This is a genomic window from Lutimaribacter marinistellae (assembly GCF_042648365.1).
Taxonomy (GTDB): domain Bacteria; phylum Pseudomonadota; class Alphaproteobacteria; order Rhodobacterales; family Rhodobacteraceae; genus Lutimaribacter_A; species Lutimaribacter_A marinistellae.
This window is the reverse complement of record NZ_JBHRXI010000006.1, coordinates 45,243-59,894: the sequence shown is the minus strand read 5'-3', so window position 1 is coordinate 59,894 and position 14,652 is coordinate 45,243. Positions and strand designations below refer to the sequence as shown.

General features: G+C 59.9%; 16 protein-coding genes. 13 read left to right on the top strand and 3 right to left on the bottom strand.

The features are described from left to right. Positions 1 to 126 precede the first annotated feature (126 nt). The 3 genes from ACFORG_RS07550 to ACFORG_RS07540 all read right to left on the bottom strand — a co-directional run bounded on the left by ACFORG_RS07550 (position 127) and on the right by ACFORG_RS07540 (position 2,101). Positions 127 to 1,185: a YeeE/YedE family protein gene (locus tag ACFORG_RS07550; RefSeq protein WP_386734799.1), complete on the bottom strand. Its 1,059-nt coding sequence runs from the start codon at positions 1,183 to 1,185 to the stop codon at positions 127 to 129. 82 nt (positions 1,186 to 1,267) lie between these two features. Continuing rightward, entirely contained in the window at positions 1,268 to 1,615 is a 348-nt protein-coding gene (locus tag ACFORG_RS07545; protein WP_386734798.1) for an ArsR/SmtB family transcription factor, read from the bottom strand. Between the two features lie 111 nt (positions 1,616 to 1,726). Continuing rightward, entirely contained in the window at positions 1,727 to 2,101 is a 375-nt protein-coding gene (locus ACFORG_RS07540; RefSeq protein ID WP_386734797.1) for a hypothetical protein, read from the bottom strand. A 118-nt stretch (positions 2,102 to 2,219) separates the two neighbouring features. Between ACFORG_RS07540 and ACFORG_RS07535 the strand changes: the two genes are divergently transcribed. The 13 genes from ACFORG_RS07535 to clpX all read left to right on the top strand — a co-directional run bounded on the left by ACFORG_RS07535 (position 2,220) and on the right by clpX (position 14,566). Then, on the top strand, positions 2,220 to 2,957 hold the full coding sequence (locus ACFORG_RS07535) for a cytochrome c biogenesis CcdA family protein (protein WP_386734796.1): 738 nt from the start codon (positions 2,220 to 2,222) through the stop codon (positions 2,955 to 2,957). A 34-nt stretch (positions 2,958 to 2,991) separates the two neighbouring features. After that, positions 2,992 to 3,570 (top strand): thioredoxin family protein, encoded by a 579-nt coding sequence (locus tag ACFORG_RS07530; protein WP_386734795.1) that lies wholly within the window; start codon positions 2,992 to 2,994, stop codon positions 3,568 to 3,570. Positions 3,571 to 3,757: 187 nt separating this feature from the next. Further along, complete coding sequence (soxX, locus tag ACFORG_RS07525; protein WP_386734794.1) at positions 3,758 to 4,234, top strand: sulfur oxidation c-type cytochrome SoxX; 477 nt, start codon at positions 3,758 to 3,760, stop codon at positions 4,232 to 4,234. A 43-nt stretch (positions 4,235 to 4,277) separates the two neighbouring features. After that, entirely contained in the window at positions 4,278 to 4,694 is a 417-nt protein-coding gene (gene soxY, locus ACFORG_RS07520; RefSeq protein ID WP_386734793.1) for a thiosulfate oxidation carrier protein SoxY, read from the top strand. A gap of 36 nt (positions 4,695 to 4,730) precedes the next feature. Continuing rightward, on the top strand, positions 4,731 to 5,060 hold the full coding sequence (soxZ, locus tag ACFORG_RS07515; RefSeq protein ID WP_386734792.1) for a thiosulfate oxidation carrier complex protein SoxZ: 330 nt from the start codon (positions 4,731 to 4,733) through the stop codon (positions 5,058 to 5,060). 79 nt (positions 5,061 to 5,139) lie between these two features. Next, positions 5,140 to 5,991 carry a sulfur oxidation c-type cytochrome SoxA gene (gene soxA, locus ACFORG_RS07510; protein ID WP_386734791.1) on the top strand — a complete coding sequence of 284 codons (852 nt, stop codon included), beginning with the start codon at positions 5,140 to 5,142 and terminating at the stop codon, positions 5,989 to 5,991. A 106-nt stretch (positions 5,992 to 6,097) separates the two neighbouring features. After that, positions 6,098 to 7,795 (top strand): thiosulfohydrolase SoxB, encoded by a 1,698-nt coding sequence (gene soxB / locus ACFORG_RS07505; protein WP_386734790.1) that lies wholly within the window; start codon positions 6,098 to 6,100, stop codon positions 7,793 to 7,795. Positions 7,796 to 7,832: 37 nt separating this feature from the next. Next, complete coding sequence (gene soxC, locus ACFORG_RS07500; protein WP_386734789.1) at positions 7,833 to 9,116, top strand: sulfite dehydrogenase; 1,284 nt, start codon at positions 7,833 to 7,835, stop codon at positions 9,114 to 9,116. Further along, entirely contained in the window at positions 9,100 to 10,326 is a 1,227-nt protein-coding gene (locus ACFORG_RS07495) for a c-type cytochrome (protein WP_386734788.1), read from the top strand. The genes soxC and ACFORG_RS07495 overlap by 17 nt, the downstream gene beginning before the upstream one ends. 1 nt (position 10,327) lies before the next feature. Then, a complete protein-coding gene (locus tag ACFORG_RS07490; protein WP_386734787.1) occupies positions 10,328 to 11,026 on the top strand; it encodes a c-type cytochrome in 699 nt (232 codons plus the stop codon). A gap of 35 nt (positions 11,027 to 11,061) precedes the next feature. Then, a complete protein-coding gene (locus tag ACFORG_RS07485; protein ID WP_386734786.1) occupies positions 11,062 to 12,324 on the top strand; it encodes an FCSD flavin-binding domain-containing protein in 1,263 nt (420 codons plus the stop codon). A gap of 185 nt (positions 12,325 to 12,509) precedes the next feature. Beyond that, entirely contained in the window at positions 12,510 to 13,142 is a 633-nt protein-coding gene (locus ACFORG_RS07480; protein ID WP_386734785.1) for an ATP-dependent Clp protease proteolytic subunit, read from the top strand. Positions 13,143 to 13,297: 155 nt separating this feature from the next. Next, complete coding sequence (gene clpX, locus ACFORG_RS07475) at positions 13,298 to 14,566, top strand: ATP-dependent Clp protease ATP-binding subunit ClpX (RefSeq protein WP_386734784.1); 1,269 nt, start codon at positions 13,298 to 13,300, stop codon at positions 14,564 to 14,566. The last annotated feature ends 86 nt before the right edge of the window (positions 14,567 to 14,652 follow it).

The following is a 14,652-nucleotide window of genomic DNA, read 5'->3' as shown; positions in this document are numbered from 1 at the left end:
CCTACGAAACGGAAAGCCGCATGGGTGGTACCCCCTTGTACAAAACGGTCAATGAGCCGCTGAAGCGTTGTACAAAACGGTCATTTCTTTCCTGCCGGACGGTACGCCCCGGTCGCGCGCAACAGCTCACTCGGCCGGGCGGAACCCTTCGATCAGCTGCCGCAATCCCAGCGCGGCGCCCGCGAAAATCGCAAGAAACGTCACCGGCGCGCTGATCGACAGCAGGCTGAACGCGGTCAGCCCTTGGCCCACGGTGCAGCCCATCGCCAGCACCGCACCCACGCCCATGATCGCCGCCCCAAGGATCTGGCGGCGCAATTCGCGCGGGTCCTCGCAGGCCTCCCAGCGGAAATGCCCCTTGATCGACGACCCGATAAAGGCCCCCGCCCAGACCCCCGCGACCGAGCCCACAGCAAAGGAAAGGGGTCGTAGGCTTCCGGTCATCGTCCACAGGATCGTTTCGCCAAGAGGCGCGGAAAAGCTATGAGAAACAACGGGTAGCGCCTCGAAACCTGCACGTGCGACCCATTGTGTCCCGGCCCATCCAGACACGATGGCCGTGCCCACGACCAGCGCCCAGAGGATCGCCTTGGCGTCGCTGCGCAGGGATGATCCGGCAAGCGCGCCGATGCAGATCACCGCACCGATCGACAGGCCTATGACGTGCACCGGCAAGCCGCTGACAGCCGAGGCGTGATGCGCAAGGCCGGGCGGGATGCCACCGGCGACCTCGACCTGTGTGAAGAAGAAGTTGCGGATCGGCGCGAGCGGCCCGCTGAGCGTGACATAGGTGAAAACGCCCATCACCAGAACGATGACAAAGGCGCGCAGATCGCCACCGCCGAGCCGCGCAATCGCGCCATAGCCGCAATTGCCCGACAGCGCCATGCCATACCCGAACATGAGCCCGCCGATCACCGAGGCCAGCGGCATCCAGCGGACCGAAAGGTAAAAACTTTCACCCGGATCGAGAAGCCCAAGGGCCATCAGCCCGAAACTGCCCACCACGGCGCTGCCGATGGCCAAAGCCCACATGCGCATACGCAGGTCCGACCCGCCATAGAGGAGGTCTTCGATTGCTCCCAGAGTGCAGAAACGACCAAGCCGTGCCGCAAGCCCCAGCAGCAAGCCGCCGAACAGACCGATCGCGGCGACAAGCTGATAGTCGCTCAGATATTGGTGCATGCCGAGGATCCTCCCGCGTCGAGCATGACGCAAAGGCCCGGCTCAAGCAACACTGGGTGCTTGCCGGTCTGCCCATAGGCCGTCAATCCGCAGCGGAGTCTCCGTTGCAGAACAACTCGTAAACGGTTTCGAGCATCCGGCGAGGGCGGTCATCGGCCAGGCGATAATAAATCGCCTTGCCCTCGCGGCGCGGCACGACGAGGCCCTCGAGGCGCAGCCGGGAAAGCTGCTGCGATACGGCGGCCTGTCGGGCGGACAGCAACTCTTCCAGCTCGGTCACGGATTTTTCGCCCGTTACCAAGTGGCACAAGATCATCAGGCGGCCTTCGTGGCTGATTGCCTTGAGGAAATTTGACGCCCGGGTGGCGTTGTCCACCATCTTGTCGATTTCTTCCTCGGCCATGTCGGTCGAAAACTGCGGCAGTGCCATCGTCGCTTTTCCTTTTCGCCCGGACCACCCGGGATACCTGTCGCGGCAATTTCGGAGCCGCTGTTGACTGTTATTCCATTACATATGCCAAAGAGCCGGCAGGTCTTGCCATCAGCTCCCCGGTTCGGAATAAGGCTCGAATGAGGTATGTTCTTCGAGCAGGTCTTCGAGAACCGGCCAGAAAAAATCGGGGCCGGGATATCCTTCGAGCCGCGCCAGTTCCTCGCCATTCTCGACGATCAGAAAGGTCGGGGTGAAAGACACGCGCCGATCCAGTGTGATGTCATCCGGCAGGGCGCGCAAATCGACCCGCCGCAAGGGGGCAAACTTGCCTTCATGCGTGTTGGGATAGGCGGGGGCTATCTCTTCGTTCCATCGCTCGCACCATGCGCAGCCGCGCTGTTCGACCATCACAAGCTCCGCCGCCGCAACCTGAATGGCCGAGAGGACAAAAGCAACCGAAAGTGCAATAGCTGTGAGTTTCATGGCGAGACCATTGACGGGGTGATTATCCTCAATGTAATTTGAATGTATGAATTGATCAACCTGCGCGGCGCAGAAGATGCGGCGAAACACCGCCACATATCGCGTCAGATGAGGGCTCATGCTGGAAATTTCGCTGTTTGGGGCCCTCTTTGCCGGAATTCTCAGCTTTTTCACACCGTGCATCCTGCCGATGGTGCCGTTTTACCTGTCTTACATGGGTGGGCTCAGCATGACCGAATTGCGCGGGGATGGAGAGATCGCATCCGGTGCGCAAAAGCGGCTGATCGTTTCGGCATGCATGTTTGCATTGGGTGTCACGACCGTTTTCATGTTGCTGGGCATGGGGGCGACCGCCCTTGGCCAGTTGTTCGGCCAGTACCTCGACACCCTGTCCTATATCGCGGCCGCCATTCTCGTCGTGTTCGGTTTGCATTTCCTGGGGGTGGTGCGAATCCCCCTTCTTTACCGAGAGGCGCGGATGGAAAGCAGCGCCGAGGCGTCGACGATTCTTGGCGCGTATCTTATGGGGCTGGCCTTCGGTTTCGGATGGACGCCCTGCGTGGGGCCCGCGCTGGCCTCGATCCTGATGATTGCAAGCGGAATGGGCGATCTATGGCGGGGCGCACTGTTGTTGTTCGTCTACGGCCTCGGCATGACGGCCCCGTTCGTTATTGCAGCATTCTTTGCAAAGCCTTTCCTGGCATGGGTGCAGCGCCATCGCGCTGTCTTTGCCTGGGTGGAAAAAGGAATGGGTGCGATGCTGATCGTGTTTGCTATCCTGATCGCAACGGGCGGCGTGAACCTCATTGCCGACGCGATGATCCGCTGGATGCCCGGTTTCGCGAACATGGGCTGATGAACGGCCCTTGAACAGTCGGGGAGGAGGAAAGATGAGGACGATTCTGACATGGTTGGCTGCGATTGCGCTTGCGGTGCCGTTGCATGCGGCAGAACTGGGCGATGACGGTCTGCACAAGGCGGACTGGATGCGGGACACCTTCAAGGACCTGCAGGAGGACTTCGCCGATGCGCAGGCCGAGGGAAAACGTTTGCTGGTCATCGTAGAGCAGCGCGGGTGCCTCTATTGCCGCGACATGCACGAAAACACCTTTCCGGACCCGCGGGTGAAGGCGCTGCTGGAGGAGGAGTACTATCCCATCCAGATCAACCTCCATGGAGATATCGAGATCGTGGACACGGATGGTGAGGCGCTGTCGGAAAAGCAGGCGACGCGGAAATGGGGCGTTCTGTTCACCCCGACCATGATCTTCTTTCCCACCGAACTGGACGAATCACTGAACGCGGGACAGCAGGCCGTGGCCATTATGCCGGGCGCTTTTGCACCGGGTACGACCATGGACATGCTCACTTGGGTTGCCGAGGAACGCTATCTCGACCAGTCCGAGGAAGATTTTCAGCGCTATCACGCCCGCAGGATACAAGAACGGGATGACGGCGACACGCGATAACGAATGAAAAGCAACCAGTAGTCTCCGGGAAACAAATGAAAAAGAATCCACCGACGTCGCGGATCGATATAACAATTCACATTCGTGAATTTGATGTTGCGTCCGGTGGGGTCTGTGGCCTACGGTATACAAAGCAATGTCGCCGCTGACCGTTTGTGCGAGTCGGGCGTCAGCCAAGGGAGGAAACATGAAACTGAAATCTCTGACACTGGCCGCCGTTATGATCGGTGGTGTCGCATACGCCGCCGAAGTCGCGCCAACCGAGGTTGCGTTCGACGAATATGGCGCGGTGGAAGCATCGTTGACAGGCAAGCCGGGTGATCCGGCGGCAGGCGCGATGGTGGTCGGATCGAAATCGGCCGGAAATTGCGTTGCGTGCCATGCGGTTTCCGCGCTGTCGGATATTCCGTTTCATGGTGAGGTCGGCCCGACGCTTGATGGGGCAGGCGATCGTTGGTCCGAGGCCGAGCTGCGCGGGCTGATGGTGAACGCAAAGAAAACCTTCGACGGGACTGTGATGCCGGCCTTCTACAAGACCGACGGCTTCACCCGGCCGGGTGACGGATACACCGGCAAGGCTGCCGGGGCTGATCTGCCGCCGCTTCTGAGCGCCGAGCAGATCGAGGATGTGGTCGCCTTTCTGGTGACCCTGAAGGAGGAGTGAGCCGCGCGCTGCCGCGGTTCGACTGACACAAAGGAGAGAACCGATGGAATTCACACGTCGTGATACCTTGGGCCTGGCCCTCGGTGCGGCGGCCCTGACCGTCCTTCCCTACCGCGTCAACGCGGCAGGCGAAGAGGCGATAGAAGCCTTTACCGGCGGGGCCGAGGTCAAGGATGGCGGAGTTAACCTCACCGCACCCGAAATCGCCGAAAACGGCAATACCGTCCCGATCGAGGTGAGCGCCCCGGGTGCTTCGGCGATCATGGTTCTGGCGCTGGGCAACCCGACGCCGGGCGTAGCGACCTTCAACTTCGGCCCGATGGCCGCATCGCAGGCCGCGTCGACCCGCATCCGTCTCGCCGGTACGCAGGACGTCGTCGCCATCGCCAAGATGGAAGACGGTTCCTTTGCCAAGGCGTCCTCGACCGTCAAAGTGACTATCGGGGGCTGCGGCGGCTAAGGCCGACCCCTCCCGCTCGTAACAGGAGTTATAGACATGGCATCTGGTGTAAAACCCCGCGTCAAGGTCCCAAAGAGCGCTTCGGCCGGCGAAGCGGTCGAAATCAAGACCTTGATCAGCCACAAGATGGAAAGCGGCCAGCGCAAGGACAGCGACGGCAACACCATCCCGCGTTCGATCATCAATCGCTTCACCTGCGCGTTCAACGGCGAGACCGTGATCGACGTGACGATGGAGCCCGCGATCTCGACCAACCCGTACTTCCAGTTCGAAGCCACGGTGCCCGAAAGCGGCAGCTTCGCCTTCACCTGGTATGACGACGATGGGTCGGTCTACGAGGACAGCAAGGACATTTCCGTCGCCTGATCCGCGACCCCAAGGCAGAAAAAAGGCCCCGCGCAGAGGTATCTTTGCGCCGGGCCGACCACCCAAGGGAGGATAATGAATGAAATTCAAGGCAATGACAGCAATTGCCGCTTTGGTGGCCGCACCTCTGTCCGCGGTGGCTGAGCCCGATGACGATACTTTGATCGTCAACGAAGAGATCGAGATGGTCACCAAGACGGATGCGCCGGCGCATCTTCAGGACGTGATGGATACCGTCATGTCCGGTTGGCACTTCCGCTCGGACGAAACCCAAGCGCTTCAGGCAGATGACTTCGAGAACCCGTCGATGGTTTTCGTTGATCAGGCACAGGAGCTTTGGGACACGGTCGAGGGAACCGAGGGCAAGTCCTGCTCCTCGTGCCACGAGGATGTTGCCGATAGCATGAAGGGTGTTCGTGCCGTATATCCGAAATGGAACGACGCCACGGAGGAAGTTCGCACCCTCGCCATGCAGATCAACGCCTGCCGCGAGAACAACATGGGTGCCGAGAAGTGGGGCTACACCAGTGGGCAGATGGCGTCCATGGAAGCTCTCATCTCGGTTCAGTCGCGCGGGATGCCCGTCAATGTCGCAATCGACGGTCCGGCCGAGTCGGCCTGGGCAATGGGTAAGGAGATCTACTACACCCGGTACGGTCAGCTCGAGCTGAGCTGCGCATCGTGCCACGAACTGAACTATGGCAACATGATCCGGGCCGACCACCTGAGCCAGGGTCAGATCAACGGGTTCCCGACCTACCGCCTGAAGAACGCCAAGCTGAACACTGTTCACGCGCGATTCAAGGGCTGTGTTCGCGACACCCGCGCCGAAACGTTCAAACCCGGAAGCCCGGAATTCGTGGCGCTCGAGCTTTATGTCGCTTCGCGCGGCAACGGATTGTCGGTCGAAGGACCGTCCGTTCGTAACTGATCATCGCAAGACGCCCCGCGTTCGCAACCGGACGCGGGGTAATTTGCACCAATAAAATTCACACATGCGAATGTGTCGCATGTTTCAGATGGGAAAGCTGAACCAAATGATTTCGCGTCGTGACTTTCTTCAGGTCTCCATGGCTGCATCGGCCCTTGTTGGCGCCTCGGGTTTTGGCGGCTGGGCACGGCTTGCTGCACAGCAGGCTCTGACACAGGATCAATTGCTGGAGTTCGATACCTTCGGCAACGTAACGCTTATCCATGTCACGGATATTCATGCGCAGCTCAAACCCATCTTTTTCCGAGAGCCGTCGATCAACCTTGGCGTTGGTCCCAACAAGGGCGAGGTTCCACACATCACGGGCGCCCAATTCCGCGAATTCTACGGGATCAAGGACGGAAGCCCGAGCCATTATGCGCTGACCTACAACGACTTTTCGTCGCTTGCGCAGGCCTATGGACGCGTTGGTGGCCTTGACCGCGTTTCGACGGTGATCAACGCAATCCGGGCAGACCGGCCCGAGGCGCTGTTGCTTGACGGCGGTGATACGTGGCACGGCTCTTACACCTGCTATCACACCGAAGGGCAGGACATGGTCAACGTGATGAACGCGTTGAAACCCGATGCAATGACCTTCCACTGGGAGTTCACGCTTGGTTCGGACCGGGTCAACGAGTTGGTTGAGGGACTGCCCTTTGCCGCACTTGGCCAGAACATTTTCGACGCGGAATGGGATGAGCCGGCCGAGCTGTTCAAGCCCTATGAGTGGTTCGAACGTGGCGGAGCCAGGATCGCGGTGATCGGTCAGGCTTTCCCCTACATGCCTATCGCAAACCCGGGCTGGATGTTCCCCGAATACTCCTTTGGTATCCGGGACGAGCGGATGCAGGAACTCGTCGATGAGGTTCGTGCCGAGGGGGCCGATCTGGTTGTCGTGCTCAGCCATAACGGCTTTGACGTCGACAAGAAGATGGCGGGAGTGGTGCAGGGCATCGACGTGATCCTGTCGGGCCACACCCACGATGCCTTGCCCGAACCGGTCTTGATCGGAAAGACGCATATCATAGCCTCCGGCTCGAACGGCAAATTCGTCAGCCGTGTCGATCTGGATGTGCAAGATGGCCAGATGATGGGGATCCGGCACAAGCTGATCCCGATCTTCTCGGACGTGATCGCGCCGGATCCGATCATCACCAAGCTGATTGACGAACAGCGCGCACCCTACGAGGCGGAACTCAAGGAGGTTCTGGGCCAGACCGAGTCGCTGCTCTATCGCCGGGGTAATTTCAACGGCACTTGGGACGACCTGATCTGTGATGCGCTATTGTCGGAGCGTGAAGCCGACATCGCCATGTCGCCGGGCGTACGCTGGGGGCCATCGCTGGTTCCCGGCGATGACATCACGCGCGAGGATCTGTGGAACGTGACCTCGATGAGCTACCCCAATGCTTATCGGACGGAGATGACCGGCGAGTTCATCAAGGTGATCCTTGAAGACGTGGCCGACAACATCTTCAACCCCGATCCCTACTACCAGCAGGGTGGCGACATGGTTCGCATCGGTGGCATGGGGTACAAGATCGATATCTCCAAGCCGCAGGGCGAGCGCGTATCCAACATGACCCTGCTCAAGAATGGCGAGGCAATCGACCCGGCCAAGAATTACGTCGTGGCCGGTTGGGCCAGCGTTAACGAAGGCACCGAGGGACCGCCGATCTGGGATGTGGTGGAAAGCCACATCAAGAAGCTGGGTACTGTTTCCGTCACCACGAACAACACAGTCGAAGTCACCGGGATCTGAACCGGTCGATTTCAGAGTTTAAGAGGAGGCAAAACGCATGACGTTTGGTTTCAAGGACAAGAAGCCGTCGCGCCGTCAGTTCCTGACGGGCACGGCGGCTGCAGCGGCCGGAGCGGTCGCGGCAGGCAGCACGCGAGCGGCCGAACCCGATCCGCTCATCACGGAGATCCAGGATTGGGCCGCTGGCCTGGGTGACGGCGTGGATGCAACCCCTTATGGCCTGCCGATCAAGTTCGAGGATGATGTCGTTCGCCGGAACGTCGAATGGCTGACGGCGGACACAATCAGTTCGATCAACTTCACCCCGATCCATGCGCTGGATGGAACGATCACTCCGGCGGGTTGTGCGTTTGAACGCCACCACTCCGGCGCGATTGAACTGCGCAAGGAAGACTACCGCCTGATGATCAACGGGTTGGTCGATAAGCCGCTGATCTTCAATTACGCGGATCTGGAACGGTTCCCGCGCGAGCAGCATGTGTACTTCTGTGAGTGCGCCGCGAATACCGGTATGGAATGGGCCGGATCGCAGCTGAACGGCGCACAGTTCACGCATGGCATGATCCACAACATGGAATATACCGGCGTGCCTCTGCGCACTTTGCTCGAGGAAGCGGGGCTGGACGCCGCAGGCGATCTTTCTGACAAGTGGGTTTATGTCGAGGGTGCCGACGCTTCGTCGAACGGGCGCTCGATCCCGATGGAAAAAGCCCTGGACGATGTGTTGGTGGCCTTCAAGGCCAATGGCGAGGCGCTGCGCAAGGAGCATGGCTATCCCGTCCGCCTCGTTGTTCCCGGCTGGGAAGGCAACATGTGGGTCAAGTGGCTCCGCCGCGTCGAGGTCATGGACGGGCCTGTCGAAAGCCGCGAAGAGACTTCGAAATACACCGATACACTGGCCGACGGGACCTCTCGCAAATGGACCTGGGTGATGGACGCGAAATCGGTTGTCACCTCGCCGAGCCCGCAAGCGCCTATCACGCACGGACCCGGTCCACTGGTGATCACTGGGCTTGCCTGGTCGGGGCGCGGGGCGATCACGGGGGTGGATGTTTCCATTGACGGTGGCAAGACATGGCAGCCTGCGAGACTGGCTGCGCCGGGCACCGACAAGGCGCTAGCACGGTTCTACCTCGACCATGTCTGGGACGGCTCGGAAATGCTTTTGCAAAGCCGGGCACGGGACGAGACCGGCTATGTCCAGCCCACCAAGGCACAGCTGCGTGAAGTGCGCGGCGAGAATTCGATCTATCACAACAACTGCATCCAGACCTGGTGGGTGCGCGAAACCGGAGAGGCGGAAAATGTCGAAGTCTCCTAACTCGATGCTCTTTGTCGGAACAGGCGTCGGCGTGGCTGCCGTGCTGACGCTGGCGGCGAATTTCGGCGATCATTTCGTGCAGTCCGTACCGGACAACCCGAGCATGTGGGTCGCACCGGCGGACAGCCTGTTCGTCAGCGCGGCAAACGCGGACAGCGAAGCAGAGGCGGGCGCCAAGTTCGGCCTCGGGCGCGAAGCGCTGCCAGAAGAGATCGCCGCTTGGGATCTTGACGTGAGGCCGGACGGAACGGGACTTCCCGAGGGCTCCGGCGATGTCTGGACGGGCGATGAGCTGTTTGCAGAGCATTGTGCAGTTTGTCACGGCGATTTCGCCGAAGGGCGCGACAACTGGCCCAAGCTGGCAGGGGGCAAAGACACCCTTGCGGACAAGGATCCGCTCAAAACGGTGGGGTCCTACTGGCCGTACCTTTCGACCGCGTGGGACTATGTGCACCGTTCGATGCCGTTTGGGAATGCCCAGTCCCTGAGTGCGGACGATACATACGCTATCGTGGCCTACATTCTCTACTCGAATGACCTTGTGGACGACGACTTCACGCTGAGCCACGAGAATTTCCTCGACGTCGAAATGCCGAATGCCGACGGGTTCATCGTCGATGACCGTGACACGGCCGAGAAGCATTTCTGGACGGACGAACCTTGCATGGAGAACTGCAAGGAAAGCGTCGAGATCACGATGCGGGCCGCGGTGCTGGACGTGACGCCCGAGGATGAAAGCGCTGAGGTGGAGGCATCGGCAACGACCGAGGATCAGCAAGAAGCCTCCGCGGTTTCGGCCGGTGCTGAAAAGGGTGAGGTTGAGGTCGCAAGCGTGGATGCTGCAGCACAGACCGATGCAGCGGAAAGCACGACAATGGCGGCTCCTGATCCCGAGCTGGTTGCGGCGGGCGAGGGTGTGTTCCGCAAGTGCAAGTCCTGTCACCAGGTCGGGGACGGTGCCAAGAACCGTACGGGTCCGATGTTGAACGGTGTGGTCGGTGCGCCAGCAGGGCATATCGAAGGGTTCCGTTACTCGAAGCCCTTGGAGAAAGCCGCTGCTGGCGGTCTGGTCTGGACGCCTGAAGAGCTTCGCGCTTTCCTCGCCAACCCTCGCGGTTACATGAAGGGTACCAAGATGTCCTTTGCCGGTCTGAAAAAGGATGAGGACCTGGATGCTGTAATCGCCTATCTTCAGAGCTTTTCGCAGTAAAATGCGGGGCTTGGGAGGAATAGTCTTGGCTTGGGCCGCCCTGGCGGGTGCGGCCCAAGCGGAAGAGATCGGTGATGCGTCGCGCGGGGAGGACCTGTTTCAGGTTTGCGCGTCGTGCCATGCCGTAGGAGAGGGAGCTGAGCACGGGATCGGACCGCACCTCAACAACATCTTTGACCGCAAGGTCGCACAGTTTGAGGATTTCGAGTACTCGGAAGGCATTGAGCGCGCGCGTCGTGATGGAATGGTCTGGACCCTCGAAAACCTCGACGCGTATCTTACGAACCCGAAACTGCTCGTCTCGGGTACGAACATGGAGTTCGCGGGACTGCCTGACAAAGGGGAACGGGGCGATGTGCTGGCCTATCTGCGGCAGTACTCGTCAAGCCCCCGAGACATTCCCGAAGCGGCACCCACGGCTGTACCCCAGGAGGTCAGCCTGACCCCCGAAGTTCTGGCGATTGTCGGTGATCCGGAATATGGTGAGTACTTGGCGACCGAGTGCACGACCTGTCACCGCACGGATGGCGACTACGACGGTATCCCGGTGATCACGGGCTGGTACGAGGAGGATTTCGTGCTGGCGATGCACGCATACAAACAAAAAATTCGACCGCATCCGGTCATGCAGATGATGGCAGGGCGTCTCTCGGATGAAGAGATAGCCGCACTCGCTGCATTTTTCGGCGCGTTGGAGTAGACCTCCGGCGCGTTTTTCTTTGGGAGGAGAGGAACATGACCCTGAACAGACGAAGCTTCATAGGGGCTGGAGTGGGCGTGGCTGCCGCACTCGGCGCGCCGATGGTAATGGGACAAGGCACACCGCGTGTCGTAGTGGTCGGTGGGGGCGCCGGCGGAGCTACAGCTGCGCGTTACATCGCCAAGGGTGCACAAGGCGCGATCGACGTTACCCTGGTCGAGCCTACACGCACCTATTACACCTGCTTTTTTTCAAATCTCTATATCGGCGGGTTCCGAGAATATGACAGCCTTGGCCACAGCTATGCCAAGCTTGCCAGCGATTACGGCATCAACGTCGTACATGACTGGGCCGTCGGGGTCGATCGCGATGCTCGGACGGTCTCGTTGGCTTCGGGCGGACAGCTGCCATATGACCGTTTGATCTTGTCGCCGGGTATCGATTTTGTGGACGGCTCGGTGCCGGGCTGGGATCTTTCGGCTCAGGATACCATGCCGCATGCTTACAAGGGGGGGACGCAGGCCGCGCTGCTCAAGGCCCAGATCGAGGCGATGCCCGAAGGCGGAACCTTTGCCATGATTGCTCCGCCCAATCCATATCGTTGCCCGCCCGGACCTTATGAACGGATTTCGATGGTCGCCCATCTGCTGAAGCAGAAGAACCCGACGGCGAAAATCATCGTTGCCGACCCCAAGGAGAAATTCTCCAAGATGGCTCTTTTCCAAGAGGGTTGGGGCAAGCATTACGATGGTATGGTCGACTGGATCGGGCCGGAATTCGGCGGAGGCAATGTCGAAGTGAACCCGGCGGCAATGACCGTAAGCATCGACGGCGAAGAAATGAAGGTCGACGCGTGCAACGTCATCCCCGGAATGAAAGCCGGTCGGATCTGTGAGCAGGCGGGCCTGACCGACGGCAACTGGGCCGCCGTCGATGGCCGCACCATGCAAAGCCGGTTGGATGAGAACGTGCACGTGCTGGGCGATGCGTCGTCGCAGGGAGACATGCCGAAATCGGGCTTCTCTGCCAACAGCCAAGCAAAGGTTGCGGCCATGGCCGTTCGCTCGGCCCTGACCGGGTCCAAGATGTTCCCGGCGAAGTTCTCGAACACCTGCTGGTCGCTGATCGCAACCGAAGACGGTGTGAAGGTCGGCGCAACATATGAGGCGACCCCAGAGAAGATTGCAAAGGTGGACGGTTTCATAAGCCAGACCGGCGAAGATGCCGAGCTGCGGGCACGGACGTACGAGGAAAGCCTCGGCTGGTACTCTGGTATCACGCAGGACATGTTCGGCTGATCGAATTTCCCCGTTTCAGGAGTAGCCACCCCCGGCCCGAGCGTCGGGGGTGTTTCGTTCCGGATCGGAAAATAGGCACACTGTCTCGTCCGGGTGCCCTTGCAGCCCCCCGGAGGCAACACTAAGACTCGGGTAACCCTTGAGCGGGTACCGTCCCCGACTATCCAGAGAAGCAGGCAGATTATATGTTCGATCCAGTTGATACCTACATGAATACCCTCGTCCCGATGGTCGTCGAACAGACCAGTCGCGGAGAGCGCGCATATGACATCTTTTCGCGTCTGCTGAAGGAGCGGATCGTTTTCATCAATGGACCGATCCATGACGGCATGAGCCACCTGATCGTGGCGCAGCTGCTGCATCTCGAGGCAGAGAACCCCAAGAAGGAAATCTCGATCTATATCAACAGCCCCGGCGGTGTGGTCACCAGCGGGTTGTCGATCTATGACACGATGCAGTACATCAAGCCGAAATGCTCGACGCTCGTGATCGGGCAGGCGGCTTCGATGGGTTCCCTTCTGCTCGTCGGTGGCGAGGCTGGAATGCGGTTTTCGCTGCCGAACAGCCGGATCATGGTTCACCAGCCTTCGGGCGGGTTCCAGGGGCAGACGACCGACATCATGATCCATGCGACCGAAGTACAGAAACTGCGTGATCGTCTTTACGACATCTACGTGAAGCATACCGGCCAGACCAAAAAGGCCATCGAAAAGGCGCTGGAGCGTGACTATTTCATGAGCCCGGACGAAGCCAAGGAATGGGGCCACATCGACGAAATCGTCGAGAACCGGGTCAAAGGCGACGAAGTCGAAGCATAAATGAAGCGCGGCGGCGGAGGGCTGCGGCCCTTTCCCGCCGCTTCGGAATTTGCGATTGTAGAGGTCGGATAGCTGGCCTAAGCTGCCCGGAACAGGCGGCAAGAAAGCGTGGCCCGACCGCGGGCCCGGCACGGACGGAGCCGGAAAGGTAGATCATGGCAACGAATTCAGGCGGAGACAGCAAGAACACCCTCTATTGCAGCTTCTGCGGCAAGAGCCAGCACGAAGTGCGCAAGCTCATCGCGGGCCCGACGGTGTTCATCTGCGACGAATGCGTCGAACTCTGCATGGACATTATCCGCGAGGAGACCAAGGCCAGCGGTTTGAAGGCGACCGATGGTGTGCCGACGCCCAAGGATATCTGCGACGTGCTGGACGATTACGTGATCGGCCAGGCCACGGCAAAGCGTGTCCTTTCTGTCGCCGTGCACAACCATTACAAGCGTCTGAACCACGCGCAGAAAGCCGGTGGCGACATCGAGCTTGCCAAGTCCAACATCTTGTTGATCGGCCCGACCGGCTGCGGCAAGACGCTGCTTGCGCAAACGCTGGCGCGGATCCTGGATGTGCCGTTCACGATGGCTGATGCCACAACACTGACCGAGGCCGGCTATGTTGGCGAGGATGTCGAGAACATCATTCTCAAGCTACTTCAGGCCAGTGAGTACAATGTCGAGAAGGCCCAGCGTGGCATCGTCTATATCGACGAGGTCGACAAGATTACGCGGAAGTCCGAGAATCCTTCGATCACGCGCGACGTGTCTGGCGAAGGTGTGCAGCAAGCCCTGCTGAAACTGATGGAGGGGACCGTCGCAAGCGTCCCGCCGCAGGGGGGGCGCAAGCACCCGCAGCAGGAATTCCTGCAGGTAGATACGACGAACATCCTGTTCATCTGTGGCGGTGCCTTTGCCGGGCTTGACCGCATCATCGCTCAGCGGGGCAAGGGCTCTGCCATGGGTTTCGGCGCCGATGTCCGTGACAATGACGAGCGCAATGTCGGTGAGCTGTTCCGCGAACTTGAACCGGAGGATCTGTTGAAGTTCGGCCTGATTCCGGAATTCGTGGGTCGCCTGCCCGTGCTCGCCACGCTTGAAGACCTGGATGAGGATGCGTTGGTCACGATCCTCACGCTGCCCAAGAACGCCTTGGTCAAGCAGTACCAGCGCCTGTTCGAACTGGAAGATGCCGAGTTGGACTTTACCGAGGATGCATTGCGTGCCATCGCGAAACGCGCCATCGAGCGCAAGACCGGCGCGCGCGGGTTGCGGTCGATCATGGAGGACATCCTGCTTGACACGATGTTCGATCTTCCGGGCTTGAAGAATGTAACAAAGGTTGTGGTCAATGAAGAGGCGGTGACCTCTGACGCGCAGCCGCTCATCATTTATGCTGACGCTGAAAAGGAACCGGCAACCGCTGGCTGAGTGATGAGGGCCGGACGGTCACAACGACGCGGAGGCCATGTGCTTCCGCGTTTCTTTTTTGGGGGGCCGGAACCTCTTTGAATAGC

What these genes read in the sequence shown, in the direction of transcription:
- soxC (WP_386734789.1), top strand. Translation starts at nt 7,833, where the DNA reads ATGACGTTTGGTTTCAAGGACAAGAAGCCGTCGCGCCGTCAGTTCCTG.
- ACFORG_RS07530 (WP_386734795.1), top strand. Translation starts at nt 2,992, where the DNA reads ATGAGGACGATTCTGACATGGTTGGCTGCGATTGCGCTTGCGGTGCCG.
- soxA (WP_386734791.1), top strand. Translation starts at nt 5,140, where the DNA reads ATGAAATTCAAGGCAATGACAGCAATTGCCGCTTTGGTGGCCGCACCT.
- ACFORG_RS07540 (WP_386734797.1), bottom strand. Translation starts at nt 2,101, where the DNA reads ATGAAACTCACAGCTATTGCACTTTCGGTTGCTTTTGTCCTCTCGGCC.
- ACFORG_RS07480 (WP_386734785.1), top strand. Translation starts at nt 12,510, where the DNA reads ATGTTCGATCCAGTTGATACCTACATGAATACCCTCGTCCCGATGGTC.
- ACFORG_RS07535 (WP_386734796.1), top strand. Translation starts at nt 2,220, where the DNA reads ATGCTGGAAATTTCGCTGTTTGGGGCCCTCTTTGCCGGAATTCTCAGC.
- soxX (WP_386734794.1), top strand. Translation starts at nt 3,758, where the DNA reads ATGAAACTGAAATCTCTGACACTGGCCGCCGTTATGATCGGTGGTGTC.
- ACFORG_RS07545 (WP_386734798.1), bottom strand. Translation starts at nt 1,615, where the DNA reads ATGGCACTGCCGCAGTTTTCGACCGACATGGCCGAGGAAGAAATCGAC.
- ACFORG_RS07550 (WP_386734799.1), bottom strand. Translation starts at nt 1,185, where the DNA reads ATGCACCAATATCTGAGCGACTATCAGCTTGTCGCCGCGATCGGTCTG.
- ACFORG_RS07490 (WP_386734787.1), top strand. Translation starts at nt 10,328, where the DNA reads ATGCGGGGCTTGGGAGGAATAGTCTTGGCTTGGGCCGCCCTGGCGGGT.
- soxB (WP_386734790.1), top strand. Translation starts at nt 6,098, where the DNA reads ATGATTTCGCGTCGTGACTTTCTTCAGGTCTCCATGGCTGCATCGGCC.
- clpX (WP_386734784.1), top strand. Translation starts at nt 13,298, where the DNA reads ATGGCAACGAATTCAGGCGGAGACAGCAAGAACACCCTCTATTGCAGC.
- soxY (WP_386734793.1), top strand. Translation starts at nt 4,278, where the DNA reads ATGGAATTCACACGTCGTGATACCTTGGGCCTGGCCCTCGGTGCGGCG.
- soxZ (WP_386734792.1), top strand. Translation starts at nt 4,731, where the DNA reads ATGGCATCTGGTGTAAAACCCCGCGTCAAGGTCCCAAAGAGCGCTTCG.
- ACFORG_RS07485 (WP_386734786.1), top strand. Translation starts at nt 11,062, where the DNA reads ATGACCCTGAACAGACGAAGCTTCATAGGGGCTGGAGTGGGCGTGGCT.
- ACFORG_RS07495 (WP_386734788.1), top strand. Translation starts at nt 9,100, where the DNA reads ATGTCGAAGTCTCCTAACTCGATGCTCTTTGTCGGAACAGGCGTCGGC.